Origin of the sequence: uncultured Paracoccus sp. (genome assembly GCF_947496875.1) — a bacterium.
GTDB lineage: Bacteria > Pseudomonadota > Alphaproteobacteria > Rhodobacterales > Rhodobacteraceae > Paracoccus.
The window spans coordinates 450253-470454 of sequence record NZ_CANMEH010000001.1; the positions used below are offsets into that span (position 1 = coordinate 450253).

The following is a 20202-nucleotide window of genomic DNA, read 5'->3' on the forward strand; positions in this document are numbered from 1 at the left end:
GGGTAAGTGCCGTCCGCGCAGGCCGTGTGTCACACCCGCCGCAAACTGTGACACATGCTGTGACGCATGCACGGCGCGACCGGCGCCGGGCACCCGCCCTTCGCCGCCCCGCCGGACCCTATCTCCAGCGCCGCGGCCGGACCTTCTACTTCCGCAAGCGCCTGCCGCTGCCCCTCGCAAAAAAATGCGGCCGGGCGTTTCTGTGTTTCTCCCTGCGAACCCCTCTCCTTCCCGAAGCGATGATCCGCGCCGCGCGGCTCCTCGCCCTACTCAGGGAAGAAGAGGCTCAGCTCATGGCCCGACTGACAGGCGACCATCTCGGCGCCGAAGCGATCGATCTCACCCCCGCCGCATGCTCGAGAGAAAGTCGGAAATGCTGGTGTCGTCCGTTCTCAGGCTTGCCGACGGTTTGCTTGGCGATCGCCGACCGCGACCATGCCGGCCTGCCAAGGCGTCGGAATGACCGCTCATGGTCCATCTCCGGCGGACGCGGCTCGGGACCGTCCGAGATTATAGCTCTGGATGCTGGTGCGCGGCCGGCGCGATCTGCCCACATCGCAGGGGCAGATGGCACACGGGCGCGATCAGGCGGGTGGCCCGCACCTCGTCCAGCTGCGTGAGTTGCAGCGTGCCAGGCCGGACCCGCTGGTCCTGATCTGCAATCGCCCGCGCCACGCTGAGCGCGGGCCATTCGCCGATTGTCTCCACCTTGACCAGGCCAAGGCTGTTCCAGCGGCCGTCGAGCGGCGGGTGGATGGTGTCGCCTGCGGCGATCGTCTCGCGCCAGACGTAGCGGTGACGGCACTCGGAGACATATGGAGCATGTGATCCTCACCAGTTGCGGAAAACGACCCGCCCTCAGAGAACCGAGACCCAGGTCGGTCCGGCGCTGGCGGCGTGTCACACACGCACGCCGACAACGCAGGAAAGACATAAAGTCAGGAACTGGCGTTCCTTCATAGAGATCCAGAAGGCGAGGCTCCTCAGCGTTTCCGCTGACAGGCCGCAAACACCGTGGAGAGAGGCCGCGATCTTCGGATCGATGAACCTCCTTCTGGGCTATCCATCATTTCCGCTTGGGCGCGTCGCGCTGATGAACGTAGCGATGCTGCATCCCCCGACGCAATCTTTTAATCAGAACCGCGTGGTGGCCGATGGCTCGGTTGATGGAGCCCATGCGTCGATCAACCCGCCCAGCGGATGACCGGCCATGATGCGCGGAGGAGGGGTGGGCCGTGGCGATCGGCGCTATGTGATCTCAGCGACCCTCGCTCCCGCTCTTGTCAGATGAAAGGCGACTACTGGTTCTCGAAGAAGAGCCTGGCATGCGCTTCACAGCCAATTTAGTCGCGAGGAGCTTTGGGGGCACGACATTTGACGGCAGCCTCGAGACCGACCGTGCATTGCCGCGCACCCGCAGTGCCGTGGGCGACGTGACGGCGATCAAACGTTCGGGTCCAAGGCGACCCCGTGGCTGCGATCATAGCCGTTCACGGCCGGCGGCTCCCAGCCCTCCGGCAGGCGGTCCGCACGGTAGATGTCCACGTACATCTCGTTGCAGATCGCCAGATCCGAGGAGTGCGTCGTCGAACAGTCGCCGCCCGGACACGCGGACAAGACCCCCAGGAGATCGATCTCGGCGAACATCTCCAGGTAATCGCCCACCCGCACGGGCGAAGCCTTCATGAAGTATTGCCCGGTGTCGCGCAGGAAGCCGGTGCACATGAAGACGTTCAGCACGTCATGCACGTAGGGTTCAGCTTGCCGCAGGGGCAGGCCGGTGGCCTCGGCGAGCGCCCGCGTCAGGTTCGAGTGGCAGCAATGGTGATACTGCCCGCCGCCCGAAAGCAGGTTGTTGGTGTAGGGATCGCAGCGGGTGCCGATCACGTCGTGAACGCCCCCACCGAACGCGTCAAAGCCATACCAGTCCAGGGTGTCATGGGTGATCGTCGCCATGGGTCGCAGGTAGGGAAAGCTCGAGAACATCTGGTCCCCCAGGCCCAGATGGGTGCCGTTGAGCGCCCGTGTCTTTCCGGAATAGAAGCGTTCATCGATATTGTCGGCGTTGAACAGGTTCAGGTCGCCCACCTGCGGGCCGGCCACCGAAATCCGGAAGAAACATCCCTGTGGCACGTGGAAGCTGGCGGCATCCCGAGGCGGGATGGTGACACGTTCGATCAGTGTCAGGTCGCCTCGCACGGCCTCGTAGCGCGCGAGATCGGGGCGCGGCAGGCGCCCGACCGGATAGCAGACCACCGGAGCGACAGCCCTGCGCGCCTCGGCATCGGCAGGTGCGGGGGAATTCGAGAGGGTCTTCAAGGCAGGCTCCTTGTTCAGGATGTTTGGTCTTCTCGGGCCATATCGGGATCGAAGATCGCGTCCGGGCGGCGAACGGTCCGCGCGCGGATGATTTCAAGGATGCGTTGCTCGGATTCCAGAAGGTAGATCTGCAGCGCACGCGCAGCCTCGGCGCGCTTGCCGTCGCAAATCAGCGTGCAGATCTCGACGTCGCGCATCACCCAGGGCAACTGGAAGGCGCGGGCATCGCGCTCGTAGGAGAATGTGAGCCGGGCCTGCGCCGCGATGGTCGAGAACAGGTCGTCCAGCCGCGGCGAGCCGATCATCTGCACGATCCGCCGGTGCACTGCCAGCGAGAGCGTCCCGACATGATCCCACTCCCCGCCAAGCGCTGCACGTTGCAACTGGTTCGCGGCCTCCACCAGGGCGTCGATCCGGGCGAGGTCTGCCTGCGCCGCGCAATAGACGCCCCGCAGCTCGAGGGTGGTGCGGATGGCGTAGATCTCACGCACATCGGCGGCCGTCAGCCTGCGCACGGTGGCCCCGTGGTTGGCCCGGTGATCGATGAGTCCCTGCGCCTCGAGCGTACGGAAGGCTTCGCGCAGAGTGTTGCGGGAAACGTTGAGACGGAGCGAAAGGCTCTGCTCGCGCAGGGGCGTGCCCGGGGGCAGCACGCCCATGACGATCTCTTCGCGCAGGGCATCCGCCGCGGTCTGCGCGAGATTGACCTTTCCCTCTTCCATCGTTGTCGCACTCCGGCGCCCTGGCTGCATGTCAGTCAGCGGCGTAGCTGCCGTCGGCCGCGTGGGTTTCCGTCCCCTTCAGCGGCGGTGTGAAGGTGCACAGCAGCCGCAGGTCGCCCTTGGTGGCGCGCAGGATATGCGGGTCGTGCTTGTCCAGTGCGTAGAGCGTGCCAGGACGGATCGGAAACACCTCGCCGGTGGCGAGATCGACAAGTTCGCCCTCGCCTTCGAAGCAGTAATTTGTCTCGAAGTGGTTCTTGTAGTGCAGGCGCAGCTCGGCGCCCTCGAAGACGCGCGTCTCGTGGACGGACACATCCATGCCGTCGTCGCGCACGATCAGACGGTTCGATTCCCAGCCGGGACCGGAGGCATGGCGCGGGGTGCCGGTCACGTCGTCGGCCGTGATGACAATCATGAGGTGACTTCCTTTCAGATCTGGAGGGGAGACAGGTCGGCGAAGATCGATGCCAGCAGCCCGGCCTGCGCAAGCAATTCCGCGTCGCCCCCACGGGTCCCTGTCAGCATGATGCCGGTCGGCAGCCGGGCAAGCGGCAGGCTGATCGAGGTCAGGTCGAGGCGGTTGGCGGACTCGGTCAGGGAAAAGACTCGGCTGTTGACTGCCAGGTAACGCTCCATATCGGCGAGAAGCGCGTATTCCGGCGCCACCATCGGCGTCGTCGGCGCAAGGAAGCCGTCGAAACCCGCAAGCTCCGCATCGAACCGGCGCCGGCAGTCCTGCAGCGCCGAGCTGGCGGTGGCATAGCGATGCGCGGGGACTTCGGCGCCTTGCCGGATGCGGCCGCCGACCAGCGGATCGTAGGCGTCGAACCGCGCGGCGAGGCGTTCGGCATGGATGGCATACGCCTCTGCGGCGATGATGCCGCCTGACCCGCTGATCATCGCGGCTTCAGCCAGAGTTGGCAGATTCACCGTCTCGATGCGGACGTCATGGTCCTGCAGGGCCGCGACGCAGGCGTCAAACATCGCACGGACCGGCGCCTCGGTCTCCATGGTCGCCAGATCTGCCGGGATGGCGTAGCGCAGCGGGCGCGGCGAGGGGGTTGCGGGCAGCGTGTCGCCGACAAGCACGCGGTCGGCGTCGCGGATGGTAGCAAGATCAGCCGCAAGCAGGCCGGGCACATCGAAGCTGCGCGACAGCAGCTGCATCCCGGCACCCGGATAGCGGCCCATGCTGGGCTTGAAGCCGAAGCAGCCGCAGAATGCCGCAGGGATCCTGACCGAGCCACTGGTATCCGAGCCCAGTGACAGATCCGCCAGTCGAGTTGCCGCGGCAACCGCCCCGCCCGAAGTCGAGCCGCCCGCCACCCGGCTCCCCGTTGGGTCGAGGGGCGTGCGCGGGGTCCCGAAACGGCTGTTCACACCCAGCGCGCCATAGGCGAATTCGGTCATGTTGGTCTGGCCCAGCAGCACGGCACCCGACGCCCGCAAGGCCGCAACCACCGGCGCGTCATCTGACGCCGGCGCATCGCCCTGTGTCGAAGCCGAGGCCGATGAGGTGACCCACCCTCCGACGTCCAAGCAGGCCTTGACCGTCAGCACCGTGCCGGCCAGCGCCGGCAGTGCCGCGCCGCTGTGCTCGAGCGCCGCCCAGCCTTCGAGTTCGGCCAGCGCCTCGTCCCCGCGTTCGATCAGGAACACGCGCCGGTCGTCGGCCGCGTGATGCAGCCCGCGGGCAAGGTCCCGTGCCAGTTTTTCGCGGCGGGCGCCTATGGCGGAGCGGACTGCTGGCATCTTACAGGTTTCGCAGGAAGGACTGGATTTCGGGCGCCTCGGACGCACGCAGCGCGTCGGGCGTGTCCAGCCAGAGCACCTGGCCCTGCTGCATGAACATGATCCGGTCCGAGATCTCGAAGGCGAAATTCATCTCATGCGTCACGATTACCATGGTGATTCCCTCATGTGCCAATGAGCGGATGACGGTGAGGACCTCGTCCACCGTCTCGGGATCGAGGGCCGACGTCGGCTCGTCGAACAGCACCACCTTGGGGTTCATCATCAGCGCACGTGCGATCGCCACCCGCTGCTGCTGCCCGCCCGACAGCTGGAAGGGGTATTTCCGCGCATGTGCCTCCATGCCTACCTTGTCCAGCAGCGCGCGTGCCTGTTCGCGCAGCTTCTCCTCGGCGTCGAGGCGATGGTAACGCGGCGCCAGCAGCAGGTTGTCCAGCACGGTACGATGGCTGAACAGGTTGAAGGACTGGAACACCATGCCGATCTGGGCCTGGCGCGACCAGTCATGCCTGCGGCGGACACGCCCCGACTCCGCGCGCTCGGCCACGATGAAGGGGGTGCCGTGCAGCAGCACGCGCCCCTCGTCCGGCTCCTCCAGCCCGTTCAGCAGCCGGATGAAGGTGGTCTTGCCCGATCCCGAGCGGCCGATGATCGAGATCACCTCGCCCTGATGCACGTCGAGGTCGATGCCCGACAGGACCTCCTGGCCGTTGAAGCTCTTGCGCAGGCCTCGTGCGCTGAGCGCCACGACATCCGACACCGGCCCCTTGCGCCGGCTTGCCTCCGTGACGGATGCGCGAGGCGCATCGGTGGCGGAGGCAGACGTCACCAGGTCGCCCTTGCGGGTGATGTCCATCGCGCGCTCGAACCGCCGCAGCAGTCCGTCGAACACCGTCACGATCATCACGTAGAATGCCGCGACGACGGTAAGGGTCTCCAGAACGAGGAAGTTCTGGGTGTACAGGCGCTGTCCCACCACCAGCAGTTCTGCCAGCGAGATGGTCGAGACCAGCGATGTCATCTTGAAGATGGTGATCAACTGATTCGACAGCGCCGGAGCCGCCACGCGCAGCGCCTGCGGAATCACGATCATGCGCTGGATGCCGCCATAGCGCAGGGCAAGCGCCCGGCCCGCTTCGACCTGGCCCCGCGGTACGCCCAGCAGGCCGCCGCGATGGATCTCGGCCATGTAGGCGGTCTCACTGAGGATGAGGGCAATCAGGCCGGCGAGAAAGGGATCGCCTACCACCGGACGTAGCGAGGGCACTGCCTGCGGCAGCGAATAGATGAAGATCAGCAGCACCAGCAGCGGGAGGCTGCGGAAGAGCCAGATGTAGCCACGTGCCGGAAGCTGCACGAGCGGACTTCTGGCGCGCACGGCCAGGGCCAGGCCGAAGCCCAGCACCGCCGCTATCACCCAGGCCAGGATGCCGAGCTTGACCACGGTCCAGGCGGCCCACCAGAACTCCGGGCGGGCGAAAAGGCCAAGGGCGTACGGCCAGTCGAAACTCATGGGCGATCCTGTATCCAGGGGAGCAGGCGGGCAGGGGCTCTGCCCGCCGCGAGATTACCGGTTGGCGCCGACGATCTCGGCGATTTCCTCGTCGGTGACCTCTGCCATGCCGTAGCGGGCCCGGATCTCCTCGAATGTGCCGTCGGCGCGGATCTCGGCCAGCGCGGTGTTGACCGCGTCCAGAAGCTCGGTGTTCTCGGGCAGGACGGCAAACGCGACCAGAACCGGATAGAGAACCTCAGTCGAGGTTACCTCGAACTCCTCGCCCTGCCGGGCGACAACCTCCGCTGCCACCACGTTGTCGATGAACTGCGCATCGACCCCGCCGGCCCGCAGCGCCTGCGTCGCCTGGGCGTCGGTGTCGAATTCACGCACCTCGATGGTCTGACCGTCGCACTCCTCTGCAGCAGAGTCCGCCAGCTTGGGAATCCAGGACGCGCCGCGGATCGACGACACCGTCTTTCCGCACAGGTCGCTGATGCTCGCGGGCTTGTCGGCTGCCGAGGCCAGCACCATGATCGACGAGCCCGCCTTGGTATAGGGGACGAAGCTCAATACCTGCTGGCGCTCCTCGGTGACGTAGAGCGCCGAGGCGATGATGTCGAAGTGCCCCGCGCGAATGCCGGGGATCAATGCGGCGAAGCGCGTATCGACCCAGTCGGTCGGGAGGCCCATCCTGGAGGCGATGGCCTCCATCACGTCCACGTCGAAGCCGGTCGGCTTTTCATCCGCCAGGTAGACGAAGGGGGGGTAGGTCATGTCGGACCCGATGCTGAGCTTGCCTGCCTCGACCAGCTTCGGCTCTGCTACGGCAAGAGTGACGCTGCCACACAACGCCGCGATGGTGACGGCGCTGCGGGCGAAACCGATAAACTTCATGTCCTCACCTGTTCTGTTGTGTCAGATTGTTGATCAATCGTGCATGCACCCTCGGGGATCGGGGCCAGACGTGGCAAGCACTTTGTGCAGCATCTGTTCGTTTCTTGAACGCATCCTGGTGGGCAGAGCTGACGATGGGCACGGGGGTCGTCGCGTCCTGCCAAACGAGTCAATGATTTCTTGTCCAGATTGCTCAACAAAACCAGGAGCGGTGCCATGGTAGCCGGGTGGAAGGTCTACCCCTCTCGATGCACCGGTCCCGCCGTAGGCAATCGCTCAGCGTTTCTCTTGCGATTGCTGCCGGCCGCCGGTTCGAGATTATGCGCGATCGCCTCGGCCGTCCGTATGACGGTTCAAGCAGATGAGCCCGAGCGACAAGCGGCCCTCGAAGCGGGACCACGCGACTGCCCGTTCGACGGAGACGGATCGGAGTGAGATAAGCTCGACGCGGTGACAATCGCCGGGTCGGATCTCCGCAGGACGCAGACGCGTACAGTGATCGCTTCCGCTATCGATGGTTGACGAGGCAATTGCTTGATCGGAACGGCAGTTCTGGAGGAACGGAGCGGACGGCGCTACTTTCCCGTCGGCTGCGGGTGGGTGGAGCGGGGGCTGAATGGACGAATTGCTGGTCGACGTTCCCCTTGCAGGGCGGCAGTTGTTGTCGCCCTCTCTGGCGACCGCGCCTTGTGGGGACGCCGTCGTGTGCGTGCCCGCCCGGAACGAGGCGCAACGGCTGCCGGCGCTGATTGCGGGGCTCGACCGGCAGGCGGGGTTTGGCGATCGGAAGGTCCGGGTTCTGCTCCTCCTGAACAACTGCACCGACGCGTCCCGCTCGACCGCCGAACGCGCCGCGGCGGCGGCGTCGCGGGTCGAAATGCGCATCGTGCAACGTTCCTTCCCTGCGGCCGCCGCTCATGCCGGATCGGCTCGCCGCGCTGCCATGGGGAGCGGCGCGGCTTGGCTTGACGATATCGGCGCGCGCGACGGAGTGCTGCTGACGACCGACGCCGATGCCGTGCCAGCGGCGGACTGGGTCGCGCGCTCGTGCGCAGCCCTTGCCGCGGGCGCGGACATCGCGGCGGCGGCGTTGATCGGCGCGCCGGACGAAGAGGCGCGGTTCGCCCGGCCGCTCCGTCGCGCCGTTGACGCCTGGATGGAGGCACGGCGTCTGGCCGTCCTGCTGGAGGAGGCCGTCGATCCCGTCCCGGGCGATCCGGCGCCTCGTCACTGGGATCATTCCGGCGGCGGCCTGGCGCTGCGGTTGGCGACCTATCGCGCGGCAGGCGGATGCCCCGCGATGCCGTTCCGCGAGGACCTGGCGCTCGTCGAGGCAGTCCGGAGGCTCGGCGGCATCGTTCGTCACTGCCCGTCGATCCGCGTGACCGTCTCCGCCCGGATGCAGGGTCGGGCGGCAGGCGGCATGGCCGACACGATCCGCGCCTGGGCAGCGCAGGCGGAGGCAGGGGCTCCGGTCATGGCGCCCGATCCTGCGGTGATGGAGGCGCAGTGGCGCGCGCGGGCCGCCGTGCGCGCGGCGGCGGCCAAGGCGACCGGTCATCTGCCCGCGACGCTTGCTGCGCGCGCCCTCGCGGCGTACGTGGCGAAGCACTGTCCGGATCCGGTCGACTGGCCCGCCGAGATCCCGGCCCCGGACGCGACGAGAATCTTGGAGCGACGGCTCGATGACCTTCTCCGCGTCTGCCCGGCGGCCTGATCCGGCCATCCCGTCGCTGGTCGACCGGCTGGAGCGGGTCGCCGCCCCCGCCGACGTCGATGGCAGCTATCCGCGGGCAGCGATGGAGCTGCTTGCGGGGGAAGGGTTGACCCGCTTGGAGCGCCTCGTCCCCGACCGGCTGCACGGCGGCATGGGACAGCTGCGCCGCATGCTCGCTCATGTTGGGCAGGGCGATGCGAGCGTTGGGCGGCTTCTGGAGGGACATGCCAATGCGCTCGAACTGCTGGACAGGGTGGCGCCAGAGCCGCTGCGCACGCGGGCGCTGGATAAGGTTGGGCGCGGCGCCATCTACGGCGTCTGGGGCGCGGACCCGCCGGAGAACCCGCTGCGCGTCGCGTTCGACGGCGGGCGCTACCATCTCAGCGGCGCAAAGATGTTCTGCTCAGGCGCGGACGGGCTCGATGCCGCGCTGGTCCTTGCGGCGGCAGACCTACTCGGGCCGGACCGGGTCAGCGATAGGCCGCATTCACAGACCTGATCTGTTCATGGAAGCGCTGCGAGATGTGCTGGGCACGTCCGCGCCGCAGTCAGTGCGGAAGCTCGCGCGTCAGCTTAGGCTCAACAAATACACGGTCTGGCGCTGGCGGTTTCTGGTGTTCTCGATCATCGGCAGCGGTGGAGCGGCGAGCTTTTCGGGGATCGTCGAGGCGGATGAAACCTACCAACGGGAGTCCCGAAAAGGTTCTCGGGAATGGGTTCGGCACTTCGCCGATCCGCAGAATGTCTCGCCGCCGCCACGCCCCAGGTGGGAGGACTTCACGACGCAGGGGCTGAAGATGATGCGTGGCCTCTCGCGGTGGCAGCTCCCCATCCTCACCGTCGCTGACCGGGGAGGCGCGCGTCTCTTCCAGCGTCTTCCTGACCGCAAGAGCGCGACGCTGGAGCGCGCAATGAAGCCATTGGTGCCGGGCGATGCCGTGCTGTGCTCGGACGGCGGCAACGGCTATTTGGTCTTGGCAGCCAGAGCGGGCATCGCGCACTTTGTCGTCGGCAGCAAGCCGGGCACCCGGGTCACCGCAGGCTGCTATCACATCCAGGATGTGAACTCGCTGCATGCCCGCTACGACAGGTTCATCAAGCCGTTCTGCGGCCCGGCCACCAAGAACCTGAACGGCTACATCCGATGGCTGGAGGTGCGGCTGTCAGGGATGCCACATGCGGAGGTCATACGAGCCTCGTAGCACAGCGTTGATGCGGTCAGTGTCAGCCCATTGGGGGCGTTCGCACCACCCCTGAAGACAGGGTCGAAGCCCCGTCTTCAGAAGAACGAAGCGGTTACATGTTGATGGCGCGCACCAGGCGGACGCCCCACTCCTCGTCAGGATTCGTGGTGCCATCCCCAAGCCGCTCCTGCATCACTGCGACGCCGAGATCCCTGCGAGCGGGCAGCCGAGCCCGTTCGGCAGCGGGCAGGGCTGGCTCGATCTCTTCGCGCCTAAGATCCGTGCAGTAGACCGGAGCGCCCGGCTGCTGGCGCCACGACTCCGCAAGCGTTCCCGAATAGACGGCGTCCAGACCTGTATCCTCGACCAATGCCATCGCCACGTCTCGATCGTGATCGCGGTCAGCCGCCACGGGAATGGCGAGGCGCCCCGGGTCCCCCTTCGGCTTTCCCTTACGTGCCAGCGACGCCGATCCGATCGCGTTCCAGGCCTTGGCAATCGGTCGGCGGAGCTGTTCCGCGACCCACAGGCTTTCCACCTGACCCGCCTCGATCGCGTCGATCGTGCTGTCGCGGAACGGGTAGTAGTTCGACGTGTCGATCACCACCGTCTCTTCCGGAACCGCACCGACGAGGGATCCGATCTTCGGAATGGCGTTGAGGGGGATGGAGAGAATAACCGCCTCGACGTCGCGCAGTGCGTCTTCGGTCGTTACCGCCCGCGCTCCAAAGGTCAGCAGTTCGGGGTCGATCGTCTCCGGCCCGCGGGAATTGGCCACTTTGACGTCATGTCCTGCAGCGCTCAGTTCCTTGACCAGAGTCTTGCCGATATGGCCGGTGCCGAGGATGCCGATTTTCATGTCATGTCCTTTGCAATGGTGGAGCGGCCTTACAGCGCCGCGTTGTCGTCGCTATCTGAGGAGCAGGTAGGAAATCGGCAAGAACCCACCAAAAGGTGGGTAACTGACCCGGAGGATGGTAATGGAGCGCGATTGGCGATGCGACGACCCGAAACAGCAGCTCGTCTGGGCGGCAGCGACCAGCGAGACACTGCGGGTGCTCGAAGGCAAGTGGAAGATCGTCATCATCGTCCAGCTCTTCGCGTCCAAAGCCCCCCTGCGGTTCTCTGAACTGGAGCGCCGCATGAACGGCGTGAATCAGAAGATGCTCATTCAGCAGCTCAAAGGTCTGGAAAAAGACGGCATTGTGATCCGGACCGCTTATCCGGAGGTGCCCCCGCGTGTCGAATATGCCTTGACCGACATGGGGAAGGCGCTCGGGCCCTCTATCGAGGCACTGGTGGATTGGGCGTTCTTGCGCTCTGAGACGGTTGGTCAATGCTCACCGGTTCGAGAGTCCGCTTAGTCCGCATAGCGGGCCAACACGCTTTGCGGACACCTCCTAACTTTTTAGATGTTCAATGCCCTCCTCGGCAGGATCGGCGCCGGAGCGGACTCCGGCGCCGGATCGCTCAGCGGGTCGGGCCGCCGTAGACGATGCCATTCGGTCTATCACCGACCGGCACCGTCCTGACCACCTCCTGCTTCGCGGCATCAATGATCGAGACGCTGTCATCGGCAATGTTGGTCACGAACACCAAGGCCCCGTCGTCCGATGCCGAGACGCCGTGGGCGCCGCCGCCAGTGGTGATCGTCTTCACCACCGCTCCCCTCGCCGTATCGATCACCGACACGGTGTCGTTCGGCTCGGCATCGGTGCCCTGGTTGGCGACGTAGACGTAGGCCCCGTCCGCCGTGGCGAACACCTGGATCGGGTCAGGTCCGACGTCGATCCGGTTCGTCACCGCGCGCGCCGAGGTGTCGATCACGGCGACGCGGTTCTCGTCGCGCAGCGAGACATAGACCTGATCGCCCGAGGGCGTGAACCCGACCTGCACGGGCGCGGTCCCGACCGGGATGCGCGCCACCTCGGAGAGCGCTTGCGTGTCGATGACGGAGACGGACCCGTCCTCGACATTGGCGACATAAAGCTCGCTCTCGTCGGGGCTGAGGCGCAGACCGTGCGGGTAAGCGCCGGTCGCGATGCGGCTGATGACCTCGGCCTGCGCGAGGTCGACCACGGCGATCTCGTCACCACCGGCCAGCGACACGTAGGCGCGCCCAAGCCGGTCAGCGACCACATGGGCCGGGTGCAAGCCGACCGCCACACGCGACGTGGAGCGAGAGATGTTCCAAGCATCGAGGATGACGAGCAAGCCATCGTTCGCGCCCTCGTCACCGTGCCCGTGCCCGTGCCCGTGCCCGTCGGACCCGTGGTCGCCCTCGGCTGCAGGATCACCGACCGCCAGCAGCAGTTTCCCGTTCGGAGTGAGATCGACATTGTGAGGCGCGACGGGAATCGGAACCGTGTTGACCGATCCGCTCCCGAGATCGAGGGCGCTGATCGAATTGCCCCCTTCGTTGGCGGAATAGACCGTCCCGCCTGCCTGGCCGAGGGCTGCTGTGGCTTCGCCATCATTCGCCCCCATCCAAGCCTGCATCTCGGCAATCTCGCCTTCCTGCGTCGCAATGATCCGGTCCGCCCAGGCTCTGGTCTCCGGATCGTCTCCGTATCGCCGCACGGTCCTCGCCATGTCGATCGCACCCTGATGGTGAGGGATCATGCCCCGGACAAAGGCGACATCGGGATCGTCAGCCATGACGCCGTCCATCATCGGACCGTGCGTGGCCTCCAGGGCCGCGACATAGGCCTGCGTGAAGTCGGAAAGACTGCTCGCGGCGGCGTCCCCAACGTCCGGGGAGGCCATAATGCCCTGCATCACCCCGCCCGGCATCATCTGGTGCATCGTACCCATGCACTCGGGGGGCAGTCCCTGCATCATCGCCTGGCACTGCGCGGGTATGATGTCCATCGTGGCGGTCTGAGCTGCAGGCGCATCGGGCATGGGTTCTGGTTGCGCCTGCGCCGGCGGAGTGGCCGGGTGGTGGGTGTCATGCTCGGCCTGGGCGAGAGCAGCGTTCGGCAGAGCCGCCAGCAAGCCGACGGACAGCGCAATCGAGATTCGTTTCATGGGTTTCATCCTTTGGCACCGGAGCCTCGCTGTCGCATTCGCGGACACGGGGTCTCCAGACATGTCATCTGGCTCGAGATACGCACCGTCCGGCACCTGCGCCGGAGCGGCGGTCACACGGCAAGCATGCGCGGCGGCCTCAGGATTTCTTCGGGAGATCGTTCGAATGGATCAGCAAGCAGACGTGGAAAAACCTCGGGGGTGACAGAGCGGTCGAAACTCGGGGGCGCCACGGGAACGGCGGCAACAAGACAGCTCTGGCAGCACTCCACCTGCACCGCGCCGGTTTCGTCAGCTGCACAGTCGGAGGACGCGTTCCCGCCATGATCGTTCAGCAGCGCGTTTTGCGCACAATGGCTCGATTCGGCGGCAGGTCGCTCGTTGTGAGCGACGTGTCCATTGGAACCGGCATGCGCCGGCACTTGCAGCACAAATGCGCCGATGGCGAGCAACAGGAGGCCAAGTGCAAACCGACGCAGCCAGTTGCTGCGCGCCGCACCCCTGCCGGCCAAGCCTCCGCTCACAGGCCACGTGTATCGAGGTTGTAAACCGCTCTTGCTACACCACTGCACTGTCCGCTTCCTTCTTGGAGGTAAAGACGGGTGCGGCGAGTTGTGCGACCGCTCCCGGCTCTCGCCGCATCGGATCAGTGGCAAGACGGAGATCACAGGCAACGCCCGCCTCAGATTTCCCGAGAGCCGAGAAATTGCCCGAAGCTCTGGATGGTCGCCCCGAACAGGAGCACTTCATAGGCCTCTGGATCGACACCGGGGAAGTCCATGCCGGGCGAGCCGGCGGGCATTCCGGGCACGGCAAGTCCTGTCCCCACGGGCCGCTCGGCCAGCAGGCGGCGGATCGCGGCGGCGGGGACATGCCCCTCCACCACGTAACCTTCCACCTCGGCGGTATGGCAGGAGGTCAGCTCGACCGGCACGCCGAGCCGCTGTTTCAGCGCGTCCACATCGGACGATTCCACGACATGGACCGGGAACCCGGCCGCCTTGATGTGCTCGATCCAGCCGCCGCAGCAGCCGCAGGACGGATCCTTGGTGACCGTCACCAACGGCAGCGCCTCGGCACGCGCCCTTGTCGGAATGGACATCAGCAGGGGAAAAGCGCCGGCAGCTGCGAGAACGGCGCGCCGGCTGATGAAGTGATCGTTCCGCATTCTGGACCTCGGTTTATCCATTCCATTATTTCACCAGGTCGCGCGTCACACTACCACGAAACGACGGATGAACACCTGCCGGCCGCGGCATGATGTCGCCGCCTCGGGTGGCTGCCGGCCGAGAGGCCGAGCTTGCGGCGCGATTGATGCGGCGGTTCTGACGAAGTCCGACGGACGAGCGCTCGTTCCACGCCGCGAGAATCATTGACCTGCACCCGCGCTGCAGTCCCATCACGGCCGTTTCGCGGACGATGATCTCCCAGCGGTAAAGACACAGTGCCAGAAACGGCCCGAACAGCCGCGGCGCGAGCTCGTAGCCGCAGAGCGTGGCCCCGCGCGGCGCGTCGGGGCGGAGTTGCCCGGTCAGTGCCGCGGCCTGGCGGCCGACCAGATGGGCGATGATGGCGCCGTTGTGCAGCGCAAGCGCAAGCACGGCCGGCAGCATCGATGGACCGAGGATCTGCAGGAACAGGTAGGCCAGCATGTACTCCGGGAACGACCGCAGAATGACCAGGACTAGATGACCTGCCGCTGCCCCGACGCGGCCTGCGACCCGCGTCACGAGCACCCCGAAGGAGAGGAAGGCGAGCATCCCTGTCAGGGCCAGCGCGATCTGGGCACAGATGAGGGTGGCGGCGATCCCCGGCAGCATTTCGGTCGTGAGAATCCGCCCCAGCCAGTCCGCGAAGCCGGCCCAGTCGCCGGTCCGCAGCGGCGCGGGCACGATGTCGATGGTCAGGAACCGCCAGAGCGCGCCCTCACCCATCGGCGGGCTTTTCAACGTGGCGAGCGACACGACGGCCGCCAGCACCCAGAGGAGCGCCAGCCGCCACCGCATCCACAGCCGGATGGAGGCGATCAGCGCCACATAGATCGCCATGACCGCCGAGGCCGCACCGTAGTCGCCCTGTCGAAAGAAGCTGTCGAGCTGGAAGCCCAGGGTCGGCAGGCCGATGAAGCCCAGCACTGCGCTGGAGCGCAGCGCACATTCCAGCCGGTAGAGCGTGTAGCTGCTCATCGCCTGCCGCGCGAGCGGCGCCCGCGCATAAAGGAACCGCGACAGCGCATCCGTCCCCGGGGCGAGCATGCGCGAGGGGCGCTGGTCGATCTCGTCGAGCTGTTCGGCGAAGACCTTGGCGAAGATCCCGGCATAGGGCAGGGCGATGGCCAGCACCCCCGTGCCGGCCCCAATCCCCAGCACCTGCATGAGCATCAGCGCCCAGAACAGCTCGTGGACCGAGCGAAGCGCGATGCAGACGGCCCGGACGCCGCGATGGTCGTAGAAGGGGGCAAGCATCAGCCCGCCGATACCTCCGACCGCGACGCCGGCAATGGCGAACATGAGGGTCAGCCAGAGCGTCCGTCCGATGTTCTCGACCGCGGCGAAATCCGGGGCGAGAAACCCCATCGCCATCCGCCGCAGCGCGTCCCACGGATCGTGCCCGGCCAGGCTGAGATCGGCGAACGGCAGGGCGGCCGCGGCGAGGATCAGAAACAGCGCCGCGACCTGCCCGCGGGTGATCCGGTTATCCTCGCCGTCGCGACCACGATCGGTGGCTACCTCGGCGCCTGGCAGGCGCGGCGGATCCAGCGCACCGACCTATTGCGCACCGCCATCGTCGCGGTCGGGGCGGCCATGACGCCCAGCGGTCTGCCGCCCGACAGTTTGGCGCGGCAACGGCCGGGTAGAGGCCAACCTCGTCGATGTCTCGCCCCGTCTGTCCGGCCGGGCGACGACGACCCCGCGCTGACCGCCGAAGCGACTCCGCCGGCGAGGGGCCCTGCGCCGCGCTTCAGCCTCGGGCGGCTTCTTGCCTTCACATCCCGCGAGGCGATGCAGGTTCGCCGCGATCCGGTGCGGCTGGTGTTTTCCCTTATGGGCAGCGCCGTGCTGCTGCCATCCGTTGTGAGCGGCGCGCCAACATCAACGAGGCTTTCGTAATCCTCGGCAGCGCCATCTGCCTCAACCGGATCAGAAGGTATCGCATGATGTTCTAAGTTGCACACGCGTGTCGGATACCAATGACCCGCGGAGCTAAGGCGACACTTGCATGCGGCCCGCGACTGTGCGCAATTTTAGCGGGCTCCGAGAACATCAGCCGGCCATCGACACGGGGCGTCATGCCCGCCGTGACGATCAGCTTGCCCCTGCGCCAGGCGGCGACGTAGTCGCCCCGTGGGACCGGGTTTGCCGGGGCCGCGATCAAGCCCTATCCCGCGGAACAGCGCCACCAGATCGTCGCGGATCGCCTGGTGCCGGCGAATGCGCTCGGCCATCCAGCCCTCGGCCCCCGCAAACCACGTCCGCAGCACCGCCTTGCTGAGCCCGCTGCCCTGGCGATTAGACCCCGTGCTGCAGTAGAACGTGCGCAGTGGCACGAGGCCTACGCCAGTGTTCGGCGGTAGACCCCGACAGCGCTTGCTGCCCGCCTATAAGGGCGATCGCCGTAAACCCGCTTAGTCGGTCGAACGCAACGACCACGTGGAACTTCTGGGCGACGCCGTCGCGCCTGAGGCGCGGGTGCTGCTCCGCGTCGCGGCAAGGGCTGATACCGACCACTGCGGGAATGGAGATGCGCCACCGGACCGCGTTCCTCGGCCGGCAAGGTCCGCTCGATTTCCGGATCAGGCGATCGAGTCCCGCGTGCCTGCACGACGTCTTCCAAAACCTCCTCGACACCGTTGGCCGTCATGATCTGCCGCATCTGCCCAGGATGATTGGTCACACATGTTCAGCGCGCGCCACTTGTGGGCCTGCCAAAAGCAACTCAGCAGACGATCTTCACCGGCGCGGCCTCCGGCAGCGGCCCGCCGGAGCGGCATCACGAGACCTCCAGCGGCCTTCCATGAGTATAATCCCAGTCCTCGCGCTTCGGCAGCTGCTCGAAGGTATGCTCGGGCGGGGGCGAGGGCAGGCTCCATTCCAGGGTGTCCGCGAACTCGTTCCAGTAGTTGTTCTGGGTCACGCGCTGGCCCGCGAACAGCGTGTAGAACACAACGCCGATGAAGAGCAGGAACGACGCAAAGGCGATATAAGCGCCGATCGACGAGATGTTGTTCCAGTAGGCGAAGGCTTCCGGGTAGTCGATGTAGCGGCGCGGCATGCCCTGACGGCCCAGGAAGTGCTGCGGGAAAAACAGCAGGTTCGACCCGATGAACATCATCCAGAAATGGACATGGCCGGCCCACTCGGGATACTGCCGCCCGCTCATCTTGCCGATCCAGTAATAGACCCCGGCAAAGATCGCGAACACCGCACCCAGCGACATCACGTAGTGGAAGTGCGCCACGACGTAGTAGGTGTCGTGGTAGACCCGGTCCAGCGGCGCCTGCGCAACGACGACGCCGGTCACGCCGCCGACGGTGAACAGGAACAGGAAGCCGAAGGCCCACATCATCGGCGCCCTGAACTCGATCGAGCCGCCCCACATGGTCGCGATCCAGCTGAACACCTTGATGCCCGTGGGCACCGCGATCGTCATGCTGGCGAGCATGAAATAGGACTGCTGCGTCACGCTCATCCCGGCCGTGTACATGTGGTGCGCCCACACGACGAAGCCCAGGACACCGATCGCCGTCATTGCCAGGACCATCGGCAGATAGCCGAAGATCGGCTTGCGCGAGAATGTCGAGATCACGTGGCTGATGATGCCGAAGCCCGGCACGATGACGATGTAGACCTCGGGGTGACCGAAGAACCACAGGATGTGCTGGTACAGCACAGGGTCACCGCCGCCCGCCGGGTTGAAGAAATGGGTGCCGAAATTGCGGTCCATCAGCAACATTGTGATCGCCCCGGCCAGAACCGGCAGCGCCAGCAGGATCATCCAGGCGGTGATGAACACCGACCATGCGAACAGCGGCACCTTGAACAGGGTCATCCCGGGCGCGCGCATGTTGAGGAAGGTGGTGATGATGTTGATCGACCCCAGGATCGACGAGGCGCCCGACACGTGAACCGCGAAGATCGCCAGATCCATCGAGTAGCCGCTTTCGGTGGTCGACAGCGGCGGGTACAGCACCCAGCCGACGCCCGACCCGAGCTGGCTGTTTCCCCCAGGGGCCAGCAGCGAGGCGACGGCGAGCGCCACACCGCAGACATACAGCCAGTAGGACAGGTTGTTCAGCCGCGGAAATGCCATGTCGGGCGCGCCGATATGCAGTGGCATGAAGTAGTTGCCGAAGCCGCCGAACAGCGCCGGGATGACGACGAAGAACATCATCAGCACGCCGTGATACGTGATCAGCACGTTCCACAGATGCCCGTTGGGCGTGCACTCGGTGGCCGCGTCGGCAAACAGCCGCGCCCCTTCCAGACACATGTACTGCACACCGGGGTGCTGCAGCTCCATGCGCATGTAGACGGTGAAGGACACCGAGATCAGGCCGACCAGGCCTGCGGTGAACAGGTAAAGGATACCGATGTCCTTGTGGTTGGTGGACATGAACCAGCGGGTGAAGAACCCCCTGGTATCCTCGAGACCTGCGGCGTGATCGGTTGCTGACGCCATGACCTTCTCTCCTTAAAGAGATTATGCGCGCCCCCAACAGGAGCGCGGTTGATCGAACCTGCTGTAATCTTTGATGGGAGCCAGACGACCTCGCCGCCCATCCCCGAGCTGAACTCGGTCCCGCCGATCGTTCAAGCTGCGCCTGATCGGACTCAGAGGGTCATGCGCCTGTTTCAAAGCGCGGGAACAGCACGTTATTCTCCAGATGGATGTGCTCCATCAGGTCCGCCCTCAGCTGCGCCGCCCCGGCATAGAGCGCTTGCCAGGAGCGGCAGGCGTCGTCCGGCAGCGTATAGTCGTTCGTCAACTGCGCCACCTCGTCCAGAAAAGCGCCGTGATCGTCATGATCGTGCCGCATCTCGCTGATGGGGACGAAAAGGGCATCTGTCGCCTGTCTGCGCATGGCCGGGAATAAGGTCAGCTCTTCCTTTTTCATGTGCACCTCCAACTCGCTCCAGATCCGGTGCAGCGTGTCGGCAAGGCCTTCGGGCACGCTCGCGTGGCCGGCGTGAACCGCCTCGACCTTGCGCGAAAGCGCGATCAGTTCCGGAATCTGCTGGCGGTGAACATCGTGATACCGCGCCTGGATGTGGTCAATCAGCGCATCGGTCTCCTGCGGCGCATCGGGCGCGGCCGTGGGATCAAGCTCGCCCAAGGCAGTCTCCAGCTTGCCCATGTCAAGACTGCGCCGATTGGCTGCCTCTGCCAGCGGCACATCTCCGTGGCAGCAAAAGTCGATGCCGAACCGGCGAAAGACGCCGGATGCGCCAGGAAGACGCGCTGCGATCTCGCCGACCGTCCGGTCATGCAGGGTGTGGGTCGTCTGGGGCATGGCTGTCTCCATAAGCCGGGGTGTCTGAAGGTGAACCAGGCGCCGCGGCACCAGGAGGGCGCAAAGCTTATTCGGTACTTGCCATGCCGAATATCTTCTCACATAATTGGTAGAGTCAATACCAATTAGGAGCCCCGATGCGTCTTGCGACCTTTACCGACTATGGATTGCGCGTTCTGATGCGCCTGGCGGGAACGCCGGAAAAGGCGGTTTCGACCGGGCAGATCGCCAGTGAGTTCGCGATCTCACATCATCATTTGGCCAAGGTGGTGCGCGATCTCGGGCGCGGCGGCTTCGTGCGGTCCGAGCGCGGCAGGTCCGGCGGGCTGCGGCTGATGCGGCCGGCGCACGAGATCACGCTGGGACAGGTGGTGCGCCATCTCGAACGCAAGTTCGCCATTGTTGAATGTTTTCGCGCCGATGGCGGCGCGTGCGTGCTGAAACCGCGCTGCCGTCTGAGGCCCGGGCTTTCCGCGGCGCGCGAGGCGTTCATGGCCGAGCTTGACCGCACCACCATCGAGGATTGCGCCTGGCCCGGAGACGACGTGGACGGACTGGTGGTGGCCGCGTGAGGC

The 20202-nt window shown here is 65.9% G+C and carries 21 protein-coding genes; 8 read left to right on the plus strand and 13 right to left on the minus strand.

The features are described from left to right. Positions 1 to 59: 59 nt before the first annotated feature. Both Q0938_RS19345 and Q0938_RS02140 read left to right on the plus strand, forming a co-directional pair. Complete coding sequence (locus Q0938_RS19345; RefSeq protein ID WP_366942720.1) at positions 60 to 620, plus strand: DUF6538 domain-containing protein; 561 nt, start codon at positions 60 to 62, stop codon at positions 618 to 620. A 422-nt stretch (positions 621 to 1042) separates the two neighbouring features. Beyond that, positions 1043 to 1204 carry a hypothetical protein gene (locus Q0938_RS02140; RefSeq protein ID WP_299358610.1) on the plus strand — a complete coding sequence of 54 codons (162 nt, stop codon included), beginning with the start codon at positions 1043 to 1045 and terminating at the stop codon, positions 1202 to 1204. Positions 1205 to 1443: 239 nt separating this feature from the next. Here the strand turns inward: Q0938_RS02140 and Q0938_RS02145 are convergent, their stop codons facing one another. The 6 genes from Q0938_RS02145 to Q0938_RS02170 are packed head-to-tail and all read right to left on the minus strand — an operon-like array spanning position 1444 to position 7185. Beyond that, complete coding sequence (locus tag Q0938_RS02145) at positions 1444 to 2319, minus strand: DUF1989 domain-containing protein (RefSeq protein WP_299358612.1); 876 nt, start codon at positions 2317 to 2319, stop codon at positions 1444 to 1446. Positions 2320 to 2333: 14 nt separating this feature from the next. Then, complete coding sequence (locus Q0938_RS02150) at positions 2334 to 3041, minus strand: GntR family transcriptional regulator (protein ID WP_299358614.1); 708 nt, start codon at positions 3039 to 3041, stop codon at positions 2334 to 2336. Between the two features lie 31 nt (positions 3042 to 3072). Then, positions 3073 to 3456 (minus strand): ectoine synthase, encoded by a 384-nt coding sequence (locus Q0938_RS02155; RefSeq protein WP_299358616.1) that lies wholly within the window; start codon positions 3454 to 3456, stop codon positions 3073 to 3075. A 14-nt stretch (positions 3457 to 3470) separates the two neighbouring features. After that, on the minus strand, positions 3471 to 4793 hold the full coding sequence (locus Q0938_RS02160) for an amidase family protein (protein WP_299358618.1): 1323 nt from the start codon (positions 4791 to 4793) through the stop codon (positions 3471 to 3473). 1 nt (position 4794) lies between these two features. Next, entirely contained in the window at positions 4795 to 6306 is a 1512-nt protein-coding gene (locus Q0938_RS02165; protein ID WP_299358620.1) for an amino acid ABC transporter permease/ATP-binding protein, read from the minus strand. Between the two features lie 54 nt (positions 6307 to 6360). After that, on the minus strand, positions 6361 to 7185 hold the full coding sequence (locus Q0938_RS02170; protein ID WP_299358622.1) for an ABC transporter substrate-binding protein: 825 nt from the start codon (positions 7183 to 7185) through the stop codon (positions 6361 to 6363). 616 nt (positions 7186 to 7801) lie between these two features. Between Q0938_RS02170 and Q0938_RS02175 the strand changes: the two genes are divergently transcribed. The 3 genes from Q0938_RS02175 to Q0938_RS02185 are packed head-to-tail and all read left to right on the plus strand — an operon-like array spanning position 7802 to position 10104. After that, positions 7802 to 8902, plus strand: coding sequence for a glycosyltransferase family 2 protein (locus Q0938_RS02175; protein WP_299358624.1), 1101 nt, complete (start codon positions 7802 to 7804; stop codon positions 8900 to 8902). After that, positions 8871 to 9401: a hypothetical protein gene (locus tag Q0938_RS02180; RefSeq protein ID WP_299358626.1), complete on the plus strand. Its 531-nt coding sequence runs from the start codon at positions 8871 to 8873 to the stop codon at positions 9399 to 9401. Before Q0938_RS02175 ends, Q0938_RS02180 begins: the two co-directional genes overlap by 32 nt. Positions 9402 to 9408: 7 nt before the next feature. Continuing rightward, entirely contained in the window at positions 9409 to 10104 is a 696-nt protein-coding gene (locus tag Q0938_RS02185) for an IS1595 family transposase (protein ID WP_299358628.1), read from the plus strand. Between the two features lie 94 nt (positions 10105 to 10198). Here the strand turns inward: Q0938_RS02185 and Q0938_RS02190 are convergent, their stop codons facing one another. After that, positions 10199 to 10945 carry an NAD(P)-binding domain-containing protein gene (locus Q0938_RS02190; protein WP_299358630.1) on the minus strand — a complete coding sequence of 249 codons (747 nt, stop codon included), beginning with the start codon at positions 10943 to 10945 and terminating at the stop codon, positions 10199 to 10201. Between the two features lie 121 nt (positions 10946 to 11066). On the opposite strand from Q0938_RS02190, the gene Q0938_RS02195 reads away from it, so the two are divergent. Continuing rightward, positions 11067 to 11450, plus strand: a complete 384-nt coding sequence (locus Q0938_RS02195) for a helix-turn-helix domain-containing protein (protein WP_299358632.1) — start codon at positions 11067 to 11069, stop codon at positions 11448 to 11450. A 106-nt stretch (positions 11451 to 11556) separates the two neighbouring features. Here Q0938_RS02195 and Q0938_RS02200 read toward each other — a convergent pair whose 3' ends face one another. The 4 genes from Q0938_RS02200 to Q0938_RS02215 form a co-directional block, all read right to left on the minus strand. After that, on the minus strand, positions 11557 to 13116 hold the full coding sequence (locus tag Q0938_RS02200) for a DUF305 domain-containing protein (RefSeq protein WP_299358634.1): 1560 nt from the start codon (positions 13114 to 13116) through the stop codon (positions 11557 to 11559). A gap of 113 nt (positions 13117 to 13229) precedes the next feature. Continuing rightward, positions 13230 to 13628, minus strand: a complete 399-nt coding sequence (locus Q0938_RS02205; RefSeq protein ID WP_299358636.1) for a hypothetical protein — start codon at positions 13626 to 13628, stop codon at positions 13230 to 13232. Between the two features lie 170 nt (positions 13629 to 13798). Continuing rightward, positions 13799 to 14284: a DUF411 domain-containing protein gene (locus Q0938_RS02210; RefSeq protein WP_299358638.1), complete on the minus strand. Its 486-nt coding sequence runs from the start codon at positions 14282 to 14284 to the stop codon at positions 13799 to 13801. A 25-nt stretch (positions 14285 to 14309) separates the two neighbouring features. Then, on the minus strand, positions 14310 to 15692 hold the full coding sequence (locus tag Q0938_RS02215; RefSeq protein WP_299358640.1) for an ABC transporter permease: 1383 nt from the start codon (positions 15690 to 15692) through the stop codon (positions 14310 to 14312). Between the two features lie 30 nt (positions 15693 to 15722). Here Q0938_RS02215 and Q0938_RS02220 point away from each other — a divergent pair, with 30 nt between their 5' ends. Then, the gene (locus tag Q0938_RS02220; protein ID WP_299358642.1) at positions 15723 to 16226 is read left to right on the plus strand and encodes a hypothetical protein; all 504 of its coding nucleotides are present in this window, start codon (positions 15723 to 15725) and stop codon (positions 16224 to 16226) included. Between the two features lie 880 nt (positions 16227 to 17106). Here the strand turns inward: Q0938_RS02220 and ctaD are convergent. Both ctaD and ric read right to left on the minus strand, forming a co-directional pair. Then, on the minus strand, positions 17107 to 18795 hold the full coding sequence (gene ctaD / locus Q0938_RS02225) for a cytochrome c oxidase subunit I (protein WP_299358643.1): 1689 nt from the start codon (positions 18793 to 18795) through the stop codon (positions 17107 to 17109). 160 nt (positions 18796 to 18955) lie between these two features. Next, complete coding sequence (ric, locus tag Q0938_RS02230) at positions 18956 to 19639, minus strand: iron-sulfur cluster repair di-iron protein (RefSeq protein WP_366942724.1); 684 nt, start codon at positions 19637 to 19639, stop codon at positions 18956 to 18958. Positions 19640 to 19764: 125 nt separating this feature from the next. Here ric and Q0938_RS02235 point away from each other — a divergent pair, with 125 nt between their 5' ends. Continuing rightward, the gene (locus Q0938_RS02235; protein ID WP_299358645.1) at positions 19765 to 20199 is read left to right on the plus strand and encodes an Rrf2 family transcriptional regulator; all 435 of its coding nucleotides are present in this window, start codon (positions 19765 to 19767) and stop codon (positions 20197 to 20199) included. The last annotated feature ends 3 nt before the right edge of the window (positions 20200 to 20202 follow it).

Coding starts and splice junctions, on each gene's coding strand:
- Q0938_RS02215 (WP_299358640.1), bottom strand. CDS start 15,692: ATGGGGTTTCTCGCCCCGGATTTCGCCGCGGTCGAGAACATCGGACGG.
- Q0938_RS02155 (WP_299358616.1), bottom strand. CDS start 3,456: ATGATTGTCATCACGGCCGACGACGTGACCGGCACCCCGCGCCATGCC.
- Q0938_RS02140 (WP_299358610.1), top strand. CDS start 1,043: ATGAACCTCCTTCTGGGCTATCCATCATTTCCGCTTGGGCGCGTCGCG.
- Q0938_RS02175 (WP_299358624.1), top strand. CDS start 7,802: ATGGACGAATTGCTGGTCGACGTTCCCCTTGCAGGGCGGCAGTTGTTG.
- Q0938_RS02160 (WP_299358618.1), bottom strand. CDS start 4,793: ATGCCAGCAGTCCGCTCCGCCATAGGCGCCCGCCGCGAAAAACTGGCA.
- Q0938_RS02185 (WP_299358628.1), top strand. CDS start 9,409: ATGGAAGCGCTGCGAGATGTGCTGGGCACGTCCGCGCCGCAGTCAGTG.
- Q0938_RS02150 (WP_299358614.1), bottom strand. CDS start 3,041: ATGGAAGAGGGAAAGGTCAATCTCGCGCAGACCGCGGCGGATGCCCTG.
- Q0938_RS02210 (WP_299358638.1), bottom strand. CDS start 14,284: ATGCGGAACGATCACTTCATCAGCCGGCGCGCCGTTCTCGCAGCTGCC.
- Q0938_RS02195 (WP_299358632.1), top strand. CDS start 11,067: ATGGAGCGCGATTGGCGATGCGACGACCCGAAACAGCAGCTCGTCTGG.
- Q0938_RS02170 (WP_299358622.1), bottom strand. CDS start 7,185: ATGAAGTTTATCGGTTTCGCCCGCAGCGCCGTCACCATCGCGGCGTTG.
- Q0938_RS02165 (WP_299358620.1), bottom strand. CDS start 6,306: ATGAGTTTCGACTGGCCGTACGCCCTTGGCCTTTTCGCCCGCCCGGAG.
- Q0938_RS02190 (WP_299358630.1), bottom strand. CDS start 10,945: ATGAAAATCGGCATCCTCGGCACCGGCCATATCGGCAAGACTCTGGTC.
- Q0938_RS02235 (WP_299358645.1), top strand. CDS start 19,765: ATGCGTCTTGCGACCTTTACCGACTATGGATTGCGCGTTCTGATGCGC.
- ctaD (WP_299358643.1), bottom strand. CDS start 18,795: ATGGCGTCAGCAACCGATCACGCCGCAGGTCTCGAGGATACCAGGGGG.
- Q0938_RS02200 (WP_299358634.1), bottom strand. CDS start 13,116: ATGAAACGAATCTCGATTGCGCTGTCCGTCGGCTTGCTGGCGGCTCTG.
- ric (WP_366942724.1), bottom strand. CDS start 19,639: ATGGAGACAGCCATGCCCCAGACGACCCACACCCTGCATGACCGGACG.
- Q0938_RS02180 (WP_299358626.1), top strand. CDS start 8,871: ATGACCTTCTCCGCGTCTGCCCGGCGGCCTGATCCGGCCATCCCGTCG.